Origin of the sequence: Ciceribacter sp. L1K22, assembly GCF_017599385.1 — a bacterium.
Lineage (GTDB): Bacteria > Pseudomonadota > Alphaproteobacteria > Rhizobiales > Rhizobiaceae > Allorhizobium.
In genome coordinates this window covers 2,686,992-2,702,954 of sequence record NZ_JAGFPK010000001.1, presented here as the reverse complement: position 1 = coordinate 2,702,954, position 15,963 = coordinate 2,686,992, and the positions used below count along the sequence as shown (strand labels likewise).

Here is a 15,963-nt window from a genome sequence, read left to right as displayed (position 1 = left end):
CGCTCAAATCATCTCGAGCGGTACCTTGCGTGCCGGAGGTGGAAAGGCCTCATCAAGAACCGCGAGATCCTCGTCCGTCAGGTCGACATCCACCGCCTCCCGGTTCTCCTGAATTCTTTTCAGACTTGCACTCTTTGGTATCGATATGACGCCCTCGCGTTCCATCAGGAAAGCGAGGGCGATTTGCGCCGGGGTGGCCTGATAGGCCTTGGCCATATCGACGAGAACAGGGTTTGCGAGAATGCGGCCCTGTTCGATCGGCGAATAGGCCATGATGGCGACGCCGTGCTGCTGGCACCACGGCAGCAGATCGTATTCGATGCCACGTCGGGCAAGATTGTAGAGGACCTGGTTGGCGACGCATTTTTCGCCATCGGGTACGGCGAACAACTCCTCCATATCATCTGTATCGAAATTCGACACGCCCCAGGCCTCGATCTTGCCCTGCCGTTTCAGGTGCTCGAAGGCGCGGACGGTTTCGTCGAGCGGATGGTCGCCCCGCCAGTGCAGCAGATAGAGATCCAGCCTGTCGGTGCCGAGACGCTTCAGGCTTGCCTCGCAGGCGGCGACCGTCTTCTCGAAGCTCGCATTCCACGGATAGACCTTGCTGACGAGGAAGACGTCGTCGCGGCGGTCCTCCAGCGCCTTGCCGACCACGATCTCCGCGCCGCCATCGCCGTACATCTCGGCCGTGTCGACCAGCGTCATGCCGAGATCGATGCCGAGTCGAAGGCTGTCGATCTCCGCCCGTTCGCGGCTCTTCTGCTCGCCCATCTTCCATGTGCCGAGGCCAAGGGCCGGGACGGAACTGCCGTTTGCAAGGGTGACGGTGGGGAGGTTGTCATGCATCGGGTGTGATCTCCTCTTCGGGAGCCGAGATTAGAGAAGATGCACGCCATTACAATGCGTTCGAAGCTTGCCACCATGACAATTTTCGTGTGGTGGCGTCTTAGCGCAGGCGCTAATGCAGTGGCTCGATACCGGAGGATTTCATGGAACTCGCGACGCTTGCCACGCTGGTCGTCTTTGCCTTCACGACCTCGATCACGCCCGGCCCCAACAACATGATGCTGTTTGCCTCCGGCGTGAACTTCGGGTTCCGGCGGACGATCCCGCACATGCTGGGGATCGGGGTCGGGTTTCTGTCGCTGCTGATCGGCGTCGGCTTCGGCCTCGGGGCGCTGCTTGCGACTGTGCCTCTTCTCTATACTGCCCTCAAGATCGCCGGCGGCTTGTACCTCGTCTATATCGCCTGGAAGATCGGAACGTCGCGCAGCCTCTCGGAGGGTGGAGGGGCCGCGCGGCCGATGACGTTCCTTGGCGCTGCCGCCTTCCAGTGGGTCAATCCCAAGGCATGGGTGATGGCCGTGACGGCCATGGCGACCTATGCCGATCCGACGCCCGGCCGCTACGTCTTCAGCGTGATCGTCATCGGGCTCGTGTTCGCGGCCGTCAACCTGCCGAGCGTGTCGACCTGGGCCGGCTTCGGGTCTGTTCTGCGGGACTGGCTGTCGGTGCCCGTCAGGCTCAAGTGGTTCAACATCACCATGGCGGTGCTGCTGGTGGCCAGCCTCTGGCCGATGCTACGGTAACGCGCTCTTTTCACTTGGATTTGATCCGCCGCCCGCTTAATCATCGGGGATCAACAACGCGGACCGACCGACGTGCACGACCACGATCATCACCACCACGACCATGATCACGACAATCACTACTCCGACATGCAGGCGCGGGTGAGGGCGCTCGAGACGCTGCTGACCGAAAAGGGCCTGATCGATCCGGCGGCGATCGACGCGATCGTGGAAACCTACGAGACGAAGGTGGGGCCACGCAACGGCGCCCGCGTGGTTGCCAAGGCCTGGACCGATCCGCGGTTCGCCGACTGGCTACGCGAGGATGCAACGGCGGCGATCGCAAGCCTTGGCTTCACCGGCCGGCAGGGCGAGCACATGCGGGCGGTGTTCAACACGCTCGAGACCCACAACATCGTCGTCTGCACGCTCTGCTCCTGCTATCCGTGGGCGGTGCTCGGGCTGCCGCCGGTCTGGTACAAGGCGCCAGCCTACCGGTCGCGGGCGGTGATCAATCCTCGCGCGGTGCTTGAGGAATTCGGCTTAACTTTAGAGAATTCTAAAAATATTCGCGTTTGGGATTCGACCGCTGAGCTGCGCTACCTGGTGGTGCCAGAGCGGCCGGCCGGGAGCGAGGACCTGGACGAGGACGCGCTTGCGGCCCTTGTTACACGCGACTCGATGATCGGCACCGGGCTGGCGCTCTCGCCGGAGGCGCGGCGATGAACGGGCCCCACGATCTTGGCGGGCAGATGGGGCTGGGGCCGGTCGCGCCTGAAAAGGACGAGCCCTATTTCCATGCCGATTGGGAAAAGCGGGCGCTGGGTTTGACGCTCTCCTGCGGTGCGTTCGGCGCATGGACCATCGACGAAAGCCGCCATGCACGGGAGAATATTCCGCCTGCCACATATCTCTCGGCCAGCTACTACGAAATCTGGATACGGGCACTCGATGTGCTGCTGGAGCGACACCGCTTCGCCACCCGGGAGGAGCTGTTCTCGGGGCATTCGATGGGGAAAGGACGGCAGCCGCAACGGGTGCTCAAGGCCGATATGGTGGTCGGCGTGCTTGCCAAGGGCGGCCCCTGCGACCGGCCGGTCCATTCCGAGCCGCGTTTCATGCCTGGCGACGTCGTCAAGACGAAGAACTTCCATCCCGAGACCCATACCCGGCTGCCGCGTTACGCGCGGGCCAAGACGGGAACGATCGAGGCGGTGCAGGGCAGTTTCGTGTTTCCCGACGACAACGCGCATGGCAAGGGCGAGAACCCGCAATGGGTCTACACGGTTGTCTTCGACGCATCGGAAATCTGGGGCGAGGGGGCCGACCCGACGCTGACGGTGTCGATCGATGCCTGGGAGAGCTATCTTGAGCACGTGTGAGGTTCGCTCGCCGATGTCGGGTTCGCCGGGTCTGCCCGTGTCGGCGGAGGGCGATCCGGTCTTTGCCGAGCCCTGGCATGCGCAGGCGTTCGCCATGACCGTGCATCTGCACGAGCGCGGGGTGTTTTCCTGGAGCGAGTGGGCGGAGCGCCTTTCGGCTGAAGTGCACGGGCCTGATCGGGCCGAGGACGGATCGGATTATTTCGATGCCTGGGTCGCGGCCCTGACGGGCCTTCTGGTGTCGAAGGGTATCGGCGACGAAAGCGACGTGCTCGCGCTGCAGGAGAGCTGGAAGCGGGCAGCCGAGGCTACGCCACACGGTCGGCCGATCCTGCTGGAAAACGATCCGCAGCGCTAGGATGCGCCGCTTGCCTGCTATAGTGATGAGACGCGCCAGGAAGTGTCCGGGTGTGTTTGTTTGAAATTCTCGTTTTGGTTGACGGCACCGGGTTTTATGCTAGCGTTATCCCTTCGGCGCTGGAGGGGTAGCCATGGAGATTGGACCGGACAAGCAGTCTTATGCGGAAAGCAAGAACTGGCAGCTTGGCGCCTATCTCGTCACGCTTCCCTTCATACTCGTGTTTCTCCTGATCGGTCTCTGGCCTTCGGGTATCAAGGATGAACTCTGGGCAACCTTTCTGCTGAAATCTGTGGCGCCCGATGTCGGCCTGCTGCTGATCATCGCCATGGCCGGCGCGCTAGGCGGGTCGCTCAACGCTTCCTACAAGTTCGCCATTCACAAGGGGCTCGGCCAGTTCAACGACAGCTGGAACTGGTGGTATGTCATGCACCCGGTGTTCGGAATGGGGTTGGGGCTGCTGGTCTGCCTGCTGTTCAAGGGCGGGCTGTTTGCCGTCGGTACGGCTGGGGACAAGACTGCGGCCGTCGATCCGACGGGCCTTGCCGCCCTGTCGGCGCTGGTTGGGATGTTCGCGCGCAAGGGCATCGCCAAGCTGGACGAATTGTTCGATACGCTCCTGAAAGCGCCGAAGGTTCAGGAGGAGATCGAAGCGCTGCCGCCGGTTATCGACAGCGTCGAGCCCTCCAACAAGAAGATCAACGACGCTGACAAGGGGATCCTGGTGAAGGGACGCAATTTCGCGGCCCGGGCGACCGTCGAGATTGATGGCAAAGCCGTCGTTCACAAGGTGATGGACGATGGCAGATTGCAGGTCATGCTCGAGGACGGGCAACTGGCCAGCGCGCGCAAGGTCCCGGTGGTGGTCATCAATCCGGCCGGCAATGGCGGTCGATCCAAGCCCGCGCATGTCGAGGTCACCGAATAGCTGGCACACGTTTCTTCGCCACGTTCGCGCGAAATCGCCGCAGTGATTTCAGCCGTGAGGCAAATAGCCGTTGCGTCTTGCTTCCGAATCCTGACAAGACCGGTTCATGCAGTTCGCGCCGCAACAGGACGAGGCTCTGAAAGCCGTTTCGCAATGGCTGAAGGAGGGCCGCCAGCCGGTGTTCCGCCTGTTCGGCTATGCCGGTACGGGCAAGACGACGCTTGCGCGGCATTTCGCCGAGCATGTCGACGGCGACGTGCTGTTCGCGGCCTTCACCGGCAAGGCCGCGCAGGTTCTGCGCCAGCGCGGCGCATCCAATGCCAAGACGATCCACTCCCTGATCTACCGCCCGCGCGGCGAGGAGGCGGTGGAAGACGAGGAAACCGGCAAGACCTCGATCGCGCCGATGTTCGCGATCAACCGGCAGAGCCCGGTCGCCAAGGCGGCGCTGATCGTCATCGACGAATGCTCGATGGTGGACGAGCAGCTCGGCAAGGACCTGATGAGCTTCGGCACGCCGATCCTCGTGCTCGGCGATCCCGGCCAGCTGCCGCCGGTCTCGGGCGGCGGCTTCTTCACGGAGCATGATCCCGACTACCTGCTGACCGAAATCCATAGACAGGCGCGCGACAATCCGATCATCGAGCTTGCAATGCATGTCCGTGAGGGCAAGGAGATCATGTATGGTGACTACGGCACCGCCAAGGTGATTTCCAAGAACGAGGTGACGCAGGAACTGGTGCTCGACGCCGATCAGGTGCTGGTCGGGACCAACAAGACTCGCCGGCGCTACAACAAGCGACTGCGGGAGCTGAAGGGTTTCTCCGCCGACTATCCGCAGGCGGGCGACAAGCTGGTATGTCTTCGTAACGACCAGGTGAAGGGGCTTCTGAACGGCTCGCTGTGGCAGGTGATGAGCTCGTCGCGCGAGACGGTTAAGCCCGGCATCAATCTCCTGGTGCGGCCCGAGGACGACGAGGACCGAGGTGCGGCGAAGATCAAGCTGTTGAAGGCGGCCTTCGAGGATATCGAGACCGAAATCCCGTGGTCGACGCGCAAGCGCTATGACGAGTTCGATTATGGCTACGCGCTCACCGTTCACAAGGCACAGGGCTCGCAGTGGAACGACGTGGTGCTGTTCGACGAGAGCTGGGCCTTTCGCGACACGCGCGAGCGCTGGCTCTATACGGCCGTGACCCGCGCGGCGCAGACGCTCACCATCGTGCGGTGAGCGCTTCAGCCGTCAGTTTTTCAGCGATACCAGCGTCATGACAAGATCGCGCTCGCTCTTGCCCGAGGCGGTCGCGATGTCGTTCAGGGGCATGTCAGCGGTCGCGGCCGTATAGCCCTTATCTTTCAGCATCGACAGGAAAGTGTCCTCCGACTGGTGGTAGAGGGGCGCCACTTCGCCGGGCCTTGCCGCGGTGACCAGCGTGATCATGGCGATCTGCGGATTGCCGGCTCCGGTTCCGCTTGCGGTCAGGGAGGGCCAGGCGAAGGCGAGGCCGGCGACCAGCGAAAGCGCCAGCGAAATGGTCATCGGCAGGCGTTTGAAATAGGTGAGAAAGGCGCGCCAGTTTTTCCACACATGCAAGACGAACGGAGCGATCAGCACCATGCTCAGCCATTCGTGCATGCCGTGGAACGCGGCGGTGCCGACGTGGAAGAAGAGGGCGATGCCGGAAATCAGCGAGACAAGGAAAAGGCCAGTGACGAGAGGCGTGGCGTAGCGCGAGAAAAGGGAGGGCATAAGACGAGTCCGTTCGTTGTGATAACAGACTTCGGCATACACGCTATTCCTCCGGAGTCAGCTTAAATCCCCGTAAGCTTTGACAGAGGGCAAATGCAGCCTAAGAGGCGACGACGCCGAGAAGGACTGCCTTGGCGACGGCCTGAAACCGGTTGTTGGCGTCGAACTTGCGGATGATGCGCTCTTCAAGCGCGGCAATCTCGTCCGACTGGAGGCCTAGCGCCCGCGACAGTCGCATCGGCGTATAGCCTTCGGCCATGAGTTCGAGGCATCGTTTCTCCAGATCGGTGAGCTGGACTGCAATCCGGTGCGCGGTTGGCGCATCGTCATGATCGTCGTCGTCCGACAGGAGACGCTCGATCTGCTGGCTCTGCCGCTGGATGGTCGACAGCGCGGCCGTCAGTTCGCGGCGGCGGGTGCGCAGGGCCTGGCGGAAGATACAATCGGCCTCCTCCTGGCTGGTGGCGCCGGACAGTTCTTCCAACAGCTCCTGGATCACGGCGACCGGCATGCCGATTTCGCGGCAGGTGTTGATCAGCGCCATGCGCTGCATATCGGCGCGGGTATAAACGCGCATCAGGCCGATGCGGCCGGCGGACAACAGTCCCTTTTCCTCGTAGAAATGCAGGGTGCGATGGGTGACGCCGAAGTGGTTCGCCATTTCCGCGATCGCGATCGGCTCGTCGGGCGGATTGCGCGGCAGCGTTGCTTGCGGCAGGAAGCCGGAAGCCGCTTGCTGGCCCGCCGCAGGAGGTTTCCGTTCATGCAGGTGCTTGGAGCGTTCCGCCATATTGTCCCCTTCCTGCTCGGTCGTCCGGGCACGGTACTTCCCTGGGCGGGACCATGACCGTCCCGTCCCGGCAATCGCGCCAAGGCGTGCTTTCCGGTTTGCGTTCCTCAACGCATCGTTGCCGCGTCTCTCCTCCCGCGACGATCATGCAGGTTACGCCGCTGTCGTCAAACTTGTAAACCGGGAAACGCCGCGTCTGCTGCAAAAGTCTGAAAAAGTCCTCATTCGTCGCGATTTTTGTGCCGAAGCGGGGCAATTTGCTGCAACCTCGGCGAGCCGGTGGAGATAATGAGAGCGATCCATCAACGCCGCTCATCGAATGACGAACGAAACGCGTTGGCAATCGGGCCCGACTTGGCCTAAATCCGGACGGAACGATCATCGCTTCAAAAAGTGAACCCGTCATGCCAACCCAGCTTTCGGTCAATCTCAATGCCATCGCCATGCTGCGCAATCGGCGCGATCTGCCGTGGCCGGACGTCGCCGATTTCGGCCGTATCGCCCTTGAAGCCGGCGCCAGCGGTCTGACGGTCCATCCGCGGCCGGACCAGCGCCACATCCGCTTCAACGACCTGCCGGTGCTCAGGGCCCTGATCGATGACCAGTTTCCCGAGGCGGAGTTCAATATAGAGGGCTATCCGACCGAGGATTTCCTGGCGCTCTGCGAGGCAACCGAGCCGGAACAGGTGACGCTGGTGCCTGACGATCCATCCCAGGCGACGTCGGACCACGGATGGGATTTCGAGAAACATCGCGATTTTCTCAAGACGGTGGTCGCGCGACTGAAGCGCAGCGGCATGCGCGTGTCTTTGTTTGCAGACGGTGACGGCAATGCCGAGCGGGTTCGGCTGGCTAAGGAGACCGGTGCAGACCGGATAGAGCTCTATACCGGACCATATGGCGGGTGCTTCGACGATCCGGAGAGGGCTGCCAAGGAAATCGATCTTCTGGGGAAGACGGCGGATGCGGCGCTCGCGCTCGGGCTTGGCGTCAATGCCGGGCACGATCTGACGGTTGCGAACCTTCCGGCCCTTGTGAAGCGGATCCCGCGACTGGCCGAAGTGTCGATCGGCCACGGGTTGACGGCGGATGCTTTGGAATACGGGATGGCGGAGACGGTGCGCCGTTTCCGCAAGGCATGTGGACAGACGATCTGATCGTCTGGTTTCAACGGGGGTGGGGAGCGGCCTGAACGGGCGGCTCGCGCCGCTCCCCCGTCTCCTCATCCGGCGAGGGACGCGGAGTTGGTCTCGATGAAGGTTTCCAGCGTGACGAGCGGAGCACCCACCAGCTTCTCCGCATCGGATGTCACGCTGCCGAGGTCGCCGGCGCGTGTCGCCGCCTCGAAGGAAACCAGCGTCGGAATGAAGGGGGCCGGTACGCCATGGGCGGCCATTCCCTCGGCCAGTTGTTCATCGGTGATGTTGACGACGGCGAGCGGCTTTCCGGTGGCAGCCGAAGCGAGGGCGGCGATCTCGCTGTTTGAATAGGCGCGGGCGCCGGTCAGCGTGTAGATGACGTTTTCAGACGGTGGATTTGCGAGGGCCGCCGCCGTCGCCCGGGCGATGTCTTCGCGGGCGATATGGGAGGTCTTGCCGTCGCCGGCCGATGTATACCAGTGGCCCGAGGCGAAGGCCGAGGGGAGGCCCATGAAGAGGTTCTGCATGTACCAGCCGTTGCGCAGGATCGTGTAGGCCATGCCGCTCGCCTTGATCGCTTCCTCCGTGCCGGCGTGATCCGGGGCGAAGCTGACCTTGCTCGTTTCGGCATTCGGTATCGAGGTGTAGTAGACACGGCCGACGCCGGCAGCCTTTGCCGCGCGAACGGCTGCCTGGTGCTGGACCAGCCGGTGACCAGGACGATCGAGCACATCCGTCGAGATGATCAGCAGCCGACCGATACCGGCAAATGCCTCGATGAGGCCCGCCTCATCGTCGAAATCGACCCGGCGGATTTCGACGCCCTTGCCGGACAGGTCGGCAAGTTTTGCCGTGTCGCGCGTGCCGGCGACCAGATCGGAGGCCGATACCTTGCCGGAGGCCAAGAGGTTGTCGATGACGAGGCGGCCAAGCTTGCCCGAGGCGCCGGTGATAAGAATCTTGCTCATGGGTATCCCTTTCGATCGGCGCGTCCGGCCGGTTAGTCGCTCTCAAAATGAGAGTAACACTAAAATGGGAATTGACGTGGAGCTGTAAAGAAGGCAGTTTTTCGGGACCTCGTTACCTTCAGGGAACCACCCGGATGAATGTTGCTGTCGATCTGAAGAACAAGCTTGCCGATTTCAGCAGCGGCGAAGGCGGGCTTGCCAATTGCCCGGTGCGGACGGTGATCGATCATATCGGCGGGAAATGGTCGTCGCTGTTGTTGCTAGCGCTTTCGGAAAAGCCTTACCGGTTCGGCGAACTGCGTCGGCTGGTGCCCGATATTTCGCAGCGGATGCTGACGCAGACGCTGCGGGAGTTGCAGCGCGATGGCTATGTGCAGCGGACAGTGTTTCCGACAAAACCGCCGAGCGTGGAGTATCGCCTGACGCCACTCGGGCTCTCGCTGTATGGCGCACTGTCGAGCCTGCTCACCTGGGCGGAAGAGAATTATCTCGCCGTGCGCGAGGCGCGGCGCAGGTTCGACGAGGCCGACGAGACCTGATTTACAGGTCAAGCTCCCAGGTCTGGCCAGTCAGTTCGGGTCCGAACAGCGTGTGTTTCTCCTCGGAGACGAGAGAGAAGCCGAGCTTCCTGTAGATATGGCGCGCGGCGTCGAGGTTGTCGTTGGTCCAAAGGGTCATCCGCCGGTATCCCGACTGCCGGGCGAAGGACGTGGCCTGTTCGGCAAGGAGCATCCCGAGCCCCCGGCCGCGGGCCATCGGATCGACGTAAAGCAGCCGCAGCTTGGCGACATCGCCTCCGCCGTTCACCACCATGATCGAGCCCAGCCGCACGCCGGAGCGCTCGGCAATCCAGCAGGCTTCATTACGGGGATCGTGGCCGGCGAGAAAGTCCGCCGCCACTTTCGCCACCAGCCCCTCGAAGCCCTGGCGCCATCCGAATTCGCTAGCATAGAACTCCGTTTGCGACTGTATGATCCAGCCGAGGTCGCCCGGTCTGTGCGGGCGAAGGACCATGGGCGTCTTTTGAGTCTCCTCGCCGTCCAGCAGGCCGGTGATGCGCTGCATCGCCGAGGCGAGCACCTCCTGCTCAATGGCGGAAAGCGCTGACAGCATCTCGCGGATCTGACCGCGAGACAGGTCGGCCAGCTGTTCGTATTCCGCCGTTCCGACGGGTGTCAGGCGAAGGCGGCGGCTGCGGCGGTCGGCCGGGTCGTTCTCGATCGCGACGAGACCGCGGTCGCGGAAGACCTTCAGAATACGGCTGAGATAGGCGGGATCGAGGTGCACGTCGCGGACGAGATCGGTGGCCGTGGTCGTGCCTCTTGCGCCGATCTCGTAGAGAACCCTGGCTTCTGCCAGTGTATAATCCGCTTTCAGATAGGCCCGATCGAGCAGTCCTATGCGGTCGGTGTAGAAGCGGTTGAAGGCGCGGATGCCGTCTATGACGTCAATGTCGTTTGGCGCGTGCATGGCGAATGATCTCCCCGCCACAACAGCTAATCCGAAAAATTGACTTGATCAAGACAATATTTGACTGAGTCAAGTAAATTCCGGTTGCCGCAGATCGGCTTTCATCGCCAGTTCGACGGCGGCCTGGCAATGCAGGCGGGTGGAATCAAAGCCGGGAAGGGGAAGATCATAGGGATCGAGCAGCAGGCAAATCTCGGTGCAGCCAAGGATGACGCAATCTGCGCCGGCGGCGCGCGCCTTGTCGATGATCGCCAGATAACGGTCGCGGGAGGCGTCCTTCACCTGACCGGCGCAGAGTTCGTCGAAGATGACGGCGTGGACTGCGCCGCGATCCGACTTTTCTGGCACCATCGGATCGAGACCGAAGGTCCGCATGCGCTCGGTATAGAAGCCATGTTCCATGGTGTAGCGCGTGGCGAGCAGCAAGGGCCGGCGCAGGCCAGTCATTCTGATGGCGTCGGCCGTGACGTCGACGATGTTCAGCAGAGGAGCCGAGATGGCCGAGGACACGGCGTCGGCAACGAGATGCATCGTGTTCGTGCAGATCAGCACGCATCCAGCGCCGCCGCGCTCCAGCATGCGGGCCGAGGCGGAGAGGCGTTCGGCCGCCTCGTCCCATCGGTCGGCCTTCTGCAGGGCGACGATCTCCGCGAAGTTCAGGGAGTGCATGAGGATCTCCGCCGACGCGATGCCGCCGAGACGGTCGCGGACGGCCTCATTGATCAGACGGTAGTAGACCGCCGAGCTCTCGAAGCTCATGCCGCCGATCAGACCTATGGTTTTCATCCCGTTCTCCTGCGTTTCCATCTGCTCGCAGCTTAGCGCTCGCCTGAGGCAAGCGGGGTGTGTTTTGATGTCGGTAGTCGAGGTTCCGCGCAACGAAGATGCATGATATGTCTTCTTTACGCTGTTCTATTGCGTAAAGGTGATCATGATCGACGACAGAGACAGGAAGATTCTGGATTTGCTGCAACTCGACGCGGCGATGCCCGTGGCCGCCATTGCCGACAAGGTGGCGCTGTCGCCGTCGGCGTGTTCGCGGCGTATCCAGAAGCTGGAGGACGAAGGTTATATCGTGGCGCGCGTGGCACAGCTTGATCGCGGCAAGGCCGGGGTGCCCACGACCGTGTTCGCGCTGATCAAGACCGCGCATCATTCGGACGAGTGGATCGAGGAATTCCGGCGCGCCATCGCCGACATTGCCGAGGTGGTCGAGGCGCACCGGCTGACGGGCAGTTATGACTACCTGCTGAAAATCGTGCTGCCCCGGGTCGAGCACTACGACGTGGTCTACCGGCGGCTGGTGAAGCGCATCGAGCTTTTCGACGTCTCCGCGTTCATTTCCATGGAGACGTTGAAAAGCGGTGCGGTGCTGCCGGTCGGCTACGCCGTCTAGATTATTCCGGCTTCGGCAGGCTGCGATCGGCCAGGCACTTGTTGAGCGGCAGGAGCTTCACCGAATAGATCGCGGTGATGCGGCCCATGTCGCGCGGGTCACCTTCGGTTTCGGCCTGGATGCAGCCGCAGGTGTAGCCGTAATTGCCGTTGGCCGCGACATAGTCGCCGGTCGAGATGTCGGGGAAGTTTTCCATGCCGAGCGGTTCGTCGGGACTGCCCTGGGAGAGGATGATCCAGGTGCCGTCGCGATCGTCCAGCCAATAATTGCCGGGCGTGGGGTTCTGGATCCAGCCGCAGCGGTTTTCCTTGGCGAACGCAAGGCCCGGAAGGGCCATGAGGCTGAGAGCAAGAATTGGGGAGAGCAGGTGGGGGCGCATGATTTCCTCCGATAGGGCCTGAAGCTCAGTATCGCAGGTCACGCCGGCTGCCAAAGACCAAATGTGGTATGGCAAAAAAGTTCGGGGGTCCCGGCCGAAGCCGGGACCCCGTGTCACCCGGAGGTGTCGATCAGTCGTTGGCGACCGAACGGGATACCAGGTTGAGCGTACGGTCAGCCGATACGCGATAGACTTCGCGGAAGTCGCTGCCGCCAGCATTGAAGCTGTGGAGTACGGTCGAGCCGACCGGAGCTTCAGACAGCTGGGCGACATGGCCGCCGTAGGTGATCGAACCCTGGATCGGCTCGATGGCGAAGGCGGAGGAGGCGCCGGCAAGCGAAGCGATGACGGCGGTTGCTGCGATGATGGTCTTCATGGTCTTGTTCCTTTCAAATCTGATGCCGTCCAGCCTAGTGCTGTCGGCCGCAATGGGATGGTGGAGATCAGTCGTTGGCGACCGAACGGGATACCAGGTCGAGGGTCTTGTCTGCCGACACGCGGTAGACTTCGCGGAAGTCGCTGCCGCCGGCGCTGAAGCTGTGGAGGACGGTCGAACCGACCGGAGCTTCAGACAACTGGGCGACGTGGCCGCCGTAGGTGATCGAACCCTGGATCGGCTGAACGGCGAAAGCGGAGGATGCGCCGGCAAGCGAAGCGATGACGGCGGTTGCTGCGATGATGGTCTTCATGGTCATGTTCCTTTTCGATTTGGGTTCCGGTCAGTCAGTCGACTGCGCCGGGTCTTGATGTGTGTTGGGATCAGTCGTTGGCGACCGAGCGAAAGACGAGGTCCAGAGTGCGATCAGCGGAGACGCGGTAGACTTCGCGGAAGTCGCTGCCGCCGGCGCTGAAGCTGTGAAGGACGGTCGAACCGACCGGTGCCTGCTGGAGCTGGGCGACGTTACCGCCATAGGTGATCGAACCCTGGATCGGTTCGATGGCGAAGGCGGAGGAGGCGCCGGCAAGCGAAGCGATGACGGCGGTTGCTGCGATGATGGTCTTCATGGTTGTGTTCCTTTCAAGTCTTGGGAGGACTTTAATCTTGGGTTGTATTTGTGGTGACGTTGCTGGCGTTCACCTTTGTCGAGATCAGTCGTTGGCGACCGAACGGGATACCAGGTCGAGCGTACGGTCAGCCGATACGCGATAGACTTCGCGGAAGTCGCTGCCGCCGGCGCTGAAGCTATGAAGGACGGTGGAGCCGACCGGAGCTTCAGACAGCTGGGCGACATGGCCGCCATAGGTGATCGAACCCTGGATCGGCTCAACGGCGAAAGCGGAGGATGCGCCGGCAAGCGATGCAATGACGGCGGTTGCTGCGATGATGGTCTTCATGGGGTGTTTCCTTTTCAGTGTTTTATGGGGAGACTTCGGGTGATTGCCGGAGATCTCTCTGGTTGAGCGGTTGAATGTCAGTCGTTGCTGATGGAGCGCGAGACCAGTTGAAGGGTCTTGTCAGCGGCAACGACGTAAACTTCATTGACGTCCTTGCCCGCGTTGGTGAACGTGTGGAGGACGGTGGAGCCTACCGGTGCCTTCTCCAGCTGGGCGACGTTTCCACCGTAGGTGATCGAACCCGGGATCGGTTCGATAGCGAAGGCGGTGGAAGCGCCGGCGAGAAGTGTAGCGGCTGCTACGATTGCGAGCTTGTTCATGACGAACCTCTTTGTTGTCTTGTATATCGAACTTGTCGGTTCGATGAGCTGGATTTGGGATACGGATTGGTTTTTGACAAGGGGTCAATTGCGGTCAATCGAACTTTCTGGTTCGATACGTCCTGTGTGAAGCTTTTGTGTATCCGTTTAAAATCAATAACTTAACATTACTATTCCGGTTTTGTGAACGCTGTGATTAATTATATGCAACAACAATCACTCGTGTGTGATGGGATCGTGAGGCGGTTGTTGGGCTTGTCTTTTTTAAATGGCGTTTTCGCAGTCATAGACGCTTGACCTCCCATATCCGCCGCTATAGAGATATGAACCGTACGGTACGGTACGCGAATTGGAGGTGCTTTTTTGTCAGCGGATCTCACGAGCGATGCAGGATTCACGCCGCGGCAGAACGCCGTCCTGGCGGAGGCTCTGCGTCTGCTGGTGGAGGGCGGCGACAAGGCGCTCACGACGGCTGGGCTGGCCCGCGCCGCGAACTGCTCCAAGGAAAGCCTGTACAAATGGTTCGGCGACCGCGACGGGCTGCTTGCCGCGATGATCTCCTATCAGGCGAGCAAGGTTCGCACCGTCGAGCGCCAGGGCGAGAGACTGACGCCGGCGAGCCTGCGCGAGCATCTCGACATCTTCGCGCATGATCTTCTGGATGTTCTTGCCGGTGATGTGTCGCTGGCGCTCAACAGGCTGGCGATCGGCCAGACCAGCCGCGACGGTTCCAAGCTCGGGACGCTGCTGCGCGAGCGCGGCCGCCGGCAGATCGACAGGCGGGCGAGGGCGCTCCTCGACGCCGGCCAGCGCGACGGACTTCTACGCTTTTCCGATGGCGAAGAGGCCTACCGCACATTTTACGGGCTCATCGTTCAGGACATGCATGTGCGCATGCTGCTTGGCGAGATGCCCGACACCAAGAAATTCGCAGCCCGGGCCCAGCAGGCGGTTCACGCCTTCCTGGCGCTCTATGGCACGGACAAGGTTCTGGCTGGACCGGAGGGCAATTCCGCCTCCGGCCGGTCCGTCACAAACACTCACCACAACTGACAAGCATAGGGAAGGAACAGACAATGCGCGTCTATTACGATCGTGATGCCGACGTAAACCTCATCAAGTCGAAGAAGGTCGTCATCGTCGGCTATGGCAGCCAAGGCCGGGCGCACGCCCTCAACCTCAAGGATTCCGGCGCGCAGAACGTTGCGATCGCGCTGAAGGCCGGGTCGCCGACCGCCAAGAAGGCCGAAGCCGACGGCTTCAAGGTCATGACGGTTGCGGAAGCGGCCGCCTGGGGCGACCTCCTGATGATGGCAACCCCGGACGAACTGCAGGCCGGCATCTACAAGGCCGACATCGCTCCGAACATTCGTGACGGCGCGGCAATCGCATTCGCTCACGGCCTCAACGTGCATTTCGGCCTGATCGAGCCCAAGGCTTCGGTCGACGTCGTGATGATCGCGCCGAAGGGCCCGGGCCACACCGTTCGCGGCGAATACCAGAAGGGCGGCGGCGTGCCGTGCCTGGTCGCCGTTCACCAGAACGCTTCCGGCAACGCGCTCGAACTCGCGCTCTCCTACGCCTGCGGCGTCGGCGGCGGCCGTTCGGGCATCATCGAGACGACGTTCCGCGAAGAGTGCGAAACGGACCTCTTCGGCGAACAGGTCGTTCTCTGCGGCGGTCTGGTCGAACTGATCCGCGCCGGCTTCGAGACGCTGACCGAGGCAGGCTATGCTCCGGAAATGGCCTATTTCGAGTGCCTGCACGAAGTGAAGCTGATCGTCGACCTGATCTATGAAGGCGGCATCGCCAACATGAACTACTCGATCTCCAACACGGCCGAGTGGGGCGAATACGTCACCGGTCCGCGCATTATCACTGCCGAGACCAAGGCCGAAATGAAGCGCGTCCTGAAGGACATCCAGACCGGCCGCTTCACCGCCGAGTGGATGCAGGAATGGCATTCGGGTGCGGCCCGCTTCAAGGCAACCCGCCGCCTCAACGACGAGCATCCGATCGAGCAGGTCGGTGAAAAGCTGCGCGGCATGATGCCGTGGATCGGCAAGAACAAGCTGGTCGACAAGGCCCGCAACTGATTGTCGCCAAGGCGCGTCGCGCACGGCGCTGCTGCAAACAAAAGGGCCGGAGAGCGATCGCTCTCCGGCCCTTTTGTTTTC

23 protein-coding genes are annotated in these 15,963 nt (G+C 61.9%); 11 read left to right on the top strand and 12 right to left on the bottom strand.

Features of this window, described 5'->3' with window-relative positions; all coding sequences use genetic code 11:
* Positions 1–3: 3 nt before the first annotated feature.
* Positions 4–849: an aldo/keto reductase gene (locus J5J09_RS13515; protein WP_208551416.1), complete on the bottom strand. Its 846-nt coding sequence runs from the start codon at positions 847–849 to the stop codon at positions 4–6.
* Between the two features lie 143 nt (positions 850–992).
* Here J5J09_RS13515 and J5J09_RS13510 point away from each other — a divergent pair, with 143 nt between their 5' ends.
* The 6 genes from J5J09_RS13510 to J5J09_RS13485 all read left to right on the top strand — a co-directional run bounded on the left by J5J09_RS13510 (position 993) and on the right by J5J09_RS13485 (position 5,470).
* A complete protein-coding gene (locus tag J5J09_RS13510; RefSeq protein ID WP_208551415.1) occupies positions 993–1,592 on the top strand; it encodes a LysE family translocator in 600 nt (199 codons plus the stop codon).
* Positions 1,593–1,664: 72 nt separating this feature from the next.
* Entirely contained in the window at positions 1,665–2,297 is a 633-nt protein-coding gene (gene nthA, locus J5J09_RS13505) for a nitrile hydratase subunit alpha (RefSeq protein WP_208551414.1), read from the top strand.
* Positions 2,294–2,953 carry a nitrile hydratase subunit beta gene (gene nthB, locus J5J09_RS13500; protein ID WP_208551413.1) on the top strand — a complete coding sequence of 220 codons (660 nt, stop codon included), beginning with the start codon at positions 2,294–2,296 and terminating at the stop codon, positions 2,951–2,953. The genes nthA and nthB overlap by 4 nt, the downstream gene beginning before the upstream one ends.
* Positions 2,940–3,311, top strand: coding sequence for a nitrile hydratase accessory protein (locus J5J09_RS13495; protein WP_208551412.1), 372 nt, complete (start codon positions 2,940–2,942; stop codon positions 3,309–3,311). The genes nthB and J5J09_RS13495 overlap by 14 nt, the downstream gene beginning before the upstream one ends.
* A gap of 133 nt (positions 3,312–3,444) precedes the next feature.
* Entirely contained in the window at positions 3,445–4,239 is a 795-nt protein-coding gene (locus J5J09_RS13490) for a hypothetical protein (RefSeq protein WP_208551411.1), read from the top strand.
* Positions 4,240–4,345: 106 nt separating this feature from the next.
* Positions 4,346–5,470 carry an ATP-dependent RecD-like DNA helicase gene (locus J5J09_RS13485; RefSeq protein ID WP_208551410.1) on the top strand — a complete coding sequence of 375 codons (1,125 nt, stop codon included), beginning with the start codon at positions 4,346–4,348 and terminating at the stop codon, positions 5,468–5,470.
* A 12-nt stretch (positions 5,471–5,482) separates the two neighbouring features.
* Here J5J09_RS13485 and J5J09_RS13480 read toward each other — a convergent pair whose 3' ends face one another.
* Positions 5,483–5,989, bottom strand: coding sequence for a DUF4405 domain-containing protein (locus J5J09_RS13480; protein ID WP_208551409.1), 507 nt, complete (start codon positions 5,987–5,989; stop codon positions 5,483–5,485).
* Between the two features lie 100 nt (positions 5,990–6,089).
* Positions 6,090–6,779, bottom strand: coding sequence for a MerR family transcriptional regulator (locus J5J09_RS13475; RefSeq protein WP_208551408.1), 690 nt, complete (start codon positions 6,777–6,779; stop codon positions 6,090–6,092).
* 404 nt (positions 6,780–7,183) lie between these two features.
* On the opposite strand from J5J09_RS13475, the gene J5J09_RS13470 reads away from it, so the two are divergent.
* Positions 7,184–7,936: a pyridoxine 5'-phosphate synthase gene (locus J5J09_RS13470; RefSeq protein WP_208551407.1), complete on the top strand. Its 753-nt coding sequence runs from the start codon at positions 7,184–7,186 to the stop codon at positions 7,934–7,936.
* Between the two features lie 65 nt (positions 7,937–8,001).
* On the opposite strand, the gene J5J09_RS13465 is transcribed toward J5J09_RS13470, so the two are convergent.
* Positions 8,002–8,886 (bottom strand): SDR family oxidoreductase, encoded by an 885-nt coding sequence (locus tag J5J09_RS13465; RefSeq protein ID WP_208551406.1) that lies wholly within the window; start codon positions 8,884–8,886, stop codon positions 8,002–8,004.
* A 134-nt stretch (positions 8,887–9,020) separates the two neighbouring features.
* Between J5J09_RS13465 and J5J09_RS13460 the strand changes: the two genes are divergently transcribed.
* Positions 9,021–9,425 (top strand): helix-turn-helix domain-containing protein, encoded by a 405-nt coding sequence (locus tag J5J09_RS13460; protein ID WP_208551405.1) that lies wholly within the window; start codon positions 9,021–9,023, stop codon positions 9,423–9,425.
* A gap of 1 nt (position 9,426) precedes the next feature.
* Here J5J09_RS13460 and J5J09_RS13455 read toward each other — a convergent pair whose 3' ends face one another.
* Positions 9,427–10,356: a helix-turn-helix domain-containing GNAT family N-acetyltransferase gene (locus J5J09_RS13455; RefSeq protein ID WP_208551404.1), complete on the bottom strand. Its 930-nt coding sequence runs from the start codon at positions 10,354–10,356 to the stop codon at positions 9,427–9,429.
* A 69-nt stretch (positions 10,357–10,425) separates the two neighbouring features.
* A complete protein-coding gene (locus J5J09_RS13450; RefSeq protein ID WP_208551403.1) occupies positions 10,426–11,142 on the bottom strand; it encodes an aspartate/glutamate racemase family protein in 717 nt (238 codons plus the stop codon).
* 145 nt (positions 11,143–11,287) lie between these two features.
* Here J5J09_RS13450 and J5J09_RS13445 point away from each other — a divergent pair, with 145 nt between their 5' ends.
* The gene (locus J5J09_RS13445; protein WP_208551402.1) at positions 11,288–11,752 is read left to right on the top strand and encodes an Lrp/AsnC family transcriptional regulator; all 465 of its coding nucleotides are present in this window, start codon (positions 11,288–11,290) and stop codon (positions 11,750–11,752) included.
* Between the two features lies 1 nt (position 11,753).
* On the opposite strand, the gene J5J09_RS13440 is transcribed toward J5J09_RS13445, so the two are convergent.
* The 6 genes from J5J09_RS13440 to J5J09_RS13415 form a co-directional block, all read right to left on the bottom strand.
* A complete protein-coding gene (locus J5J09_RS13440) occupies positions 11,754–12,131 on the bottom strand; it encodes a DUF4087 domain-containing protein (RefSeq protein ID WP_208551401.1) in 378 nt (125 codons plus the stop codon).
* A 130-nt stretch (positions 12,132–12,261) separates the two neighbouring features.
* The gene (locus J5J09_RS13435; RefSeq protein WP_208551400.1) at positions 12,262–12,507 is read right to left on the bottom strand and encodes a hypothetical protein; all 246 of its coding nucleotides are present in this window, start codon (positions 12,505–12,507) and stop codon (positions 12,262–12,264) included.
* Between the two features lie 67 nt (positions 12,508–12,574).
* The gene (locus tag J5J09_RS13430) at positions 12,575–12,820 is read right to left on the bottom strand and encodes a hypothetical protein (protein ID WP_208551399.1); all 246 of its coding nucleotides are present in this window, start codon (positions 12,818–12,820) and stop codon (positions 12,575–12,577) included.
* 70 nt (positions 12,821–12,890) lie between these two features.
* Positions 12,891–13,136, bottom strand: a complete 246-nt coding sequence (locus tag J5J09_RS13425; protein WP_208551398.1) for a hypothetical protein — start codon at positions 13,134–13,136, stop codon at positions 12,891–12,893.
* 84 nt (positions 13,137–13,220) lie between these two features.
* Entirely contained in the window at positions 13,221–13,466 is a 246-nt protein-coding gene (locus J5J09_RS13420) for a hypothetical protein (RefSeq protein ID WP_208551397.1), read from the bottom strand.
* Between the two features lie 77 nt (positions 13,467–13,543).
* Positions 13,544–13,786: a hypothetical protein gene (locus J5J09_RS13415; protein WP_208551396.1), complete on the bottom strand. Its 243-nt coding sequence runs from the start codon at positions 13,784–13,786 to the stop codon at positions 13,544–13,546.
* A 363-nt stretch (positions 13,787–14,149) separates the two neighbouring features.
* Between J5J09_RS13415 and J5J09_RS13410 the strand changes: the two genes are divergently transcribed.
* Positions 14,150–14,839 (top strand): TetR/AcrR family transcriptional regulator, encoded by a 690-nt coding sequence (locus tag J5J09_RS13410; protein ID WP_208551395.1) that lies wholly within the window; start codon positions 14,150–14,152, stop codon positions 14,837–14,839.
* 23 nt (positions 14,840–14,862) lie between these two features.
* Positions 14,863–15,882 (top strand): ketol-acid reductoisomerase, encoded by a 1,020-nt coding sequence (gene ilvC / locus J5J09_RS13405; RefSeq protein ID WP_208551394.1) that lies wholly within the window; start codon positions 14,863–14,865, stop codon positions 15,880–15,882.
* Positions 15,883–15,963 lie beyond the last annotated feature (81 nt).